This window comes from Ralstonia sp. TCR112 (genome assembly GCF_007997035.1).
GTDB lineage: Bacteria > Pseudomonadota > Gammaproteobacteria > Burkholderiales > Burkholderiaceae > Ralstonia > Ralstonia edaphi.
This window is the reverse complement of the sequence record NZ_VOSS01000157.1, coordinates 1-1,562: the sequence shown is the minus strand read 5'-3', so window position 1 is coordinate 1,562 and position 1,562 is coordinate 1. Positions and strand designations below refer to the sequence as shown.

Below are 1,562 nucleotides of genomic sequence, written 5' to 3'. Positions count from 1 at the left end.
AGGGTACGGCCACACCGGCTGAAGGCTTGCGTTGTCGATTGGGTTTCCCTTTGTCGTGGGTTTATTGCCAACCGCCACCCAATGCCTGCATGAGCGCGGCGGAGTCTAGCAACCTGTCGGCTTGGCTCTGCACCTGTTGCAGCGTGGCCTGGTCGACCTGGCGTTGGGCGTCCAGCAGCGTTAGCGTGCTGATGCCGCCGGCGGCGTGGCGGGCTTGGGCGGCGCGCAGGGTCTGTTGCGCCTGGTCGGTTGCCTGCGCTCGGGCCTGTAGCGTTTGGGCGTCGTTGTTGACGGCGTGCAGGGCGTCGGCCACTTCTTGCAGGCCTTGCAATACGGCTTGCTTGTAGGCGGCGCCGGCAGCGTCGTAGGCGGCTTCGGCTTCGCGCTTTTTGGCGCGCAGGGTGCCGCCGTGGAAGATCGGCTGCGTGAACCCGGCGCCGAGGTTCCAGATGCTCGACCCGGCGCCGAGGAGGTTGCGGAAGCTGGTGGTTTCCGAACCCAGGCCTGCGGACAACGTGATGCGCGGGAACAGGTTGGCCGTGGCCACGCCCACGTTGGCGCTGGCTTCGTGCCACATCGCTTCGGCAGCGCGGATGTCGGGGCGGCGCTGCGCGAGCGTGGATGGCAGCGACACCGGCAGCGGGTCGGGCAAATGCAGCGTGTCGAGCGATGGCAAGTCCGGCAACCCAGCGCCGGGCTCACGGCCGAGCAATACCGATAGACGATGCCGCTGCTGCGCAGCCTGTTGCACGAGCGGCGGCAGCGTCGCGTCGGTCTGCGCGACGAGCGTGCGCTGCGAGAACGCATCGACCTGCGCGACGCCGCCCACGCTCAACCTCCGCTCCGTGATCTCCAACTGCTTGCGCTGCTCAGCCGCCAATCGCTGCGTGGTCGCGATCTGCACATCCAGCGCGGCAATCCGCACCACGGTCGTCACCACATTGCCTGCCAGAGACAAGCGCGCCGCTTCCAGTTCATAACGCTGCGTATCGACCTGCGCTTGCGATGCCTCCAGCGCCCGGCGCACGCCGCCAAAAATATCCAGCGCATACGACACCGACAGCGACGCCGAATACAACGTGAACGGCCCCGGCTTGGGCGTGTTGAACCCGAATGCCTCCGGGTTGATCTGCTGACGCACCGCCGACACGGTGCCATCCACCGACGGCAACGCATAGCCGAACTGCGCCTGCGCTTCGGCCTGCGCCTGACGCAAGCGTGCCTCTGCCTGCATGACTGACGGACTCGCGCGCAACGCCTCGTCCACCAACGCATCCAGCGCCGGCGATCGGAACAAGCGCCACCAATCCGCCGGCACATTGGCATCGACAAGATGTTGCGCTTCGCCGCCAACAACGGGCGCGGATGCGGTTTCGCGCGAAACAGGCTGCGCGGAATAGCCGGTAGCCGCAGGCCCCGCGGGCGCTTTGAAATCGGGACCGACGGCACAGCCGCTGAGAGCCAGCGCGGCGATCAACATCGCCCCAGCCGCACACTCACCACCTAACAACGCACGCCCCAACGCCAACACGTGCCCACCGATGGTGTGGCCGTACCCTGCC

Annotated in this window: 1 protein-coding gene; it reads right to left on the bottom strand. The window is 67.1% G+C overall.

Features of this window, described 5'->3' with window-relative positions:
* Nucleotides 1-61 precede the first annotated feature (61 nt).
* Nucleotides 62-1,480 (bottom strand): efflux transporter outer membrane subunit, encoded by a 1,419-nt coding sequence (locus FUT88_RS24780; RefSeq protein WP_147219174.1) that lies wholly within the window; start codon nucleotides 1,478-1,480, stop codon nucleotides 62-64.
* Between the last annotated feature and the right edge of the window lie 82 nt (nucleotides 1,481-1,562).

What these genes read in the sequence shown, in the direction of transcription:
- FUT88_RS24780 (WP_147219174.1), bottom strand. Translation starts at nt 1,480, where the DNA reads ATGTTGATCGCCGCGCTGGCTCTCAGCGGCTGTGCCGTCGGTCCCGAT.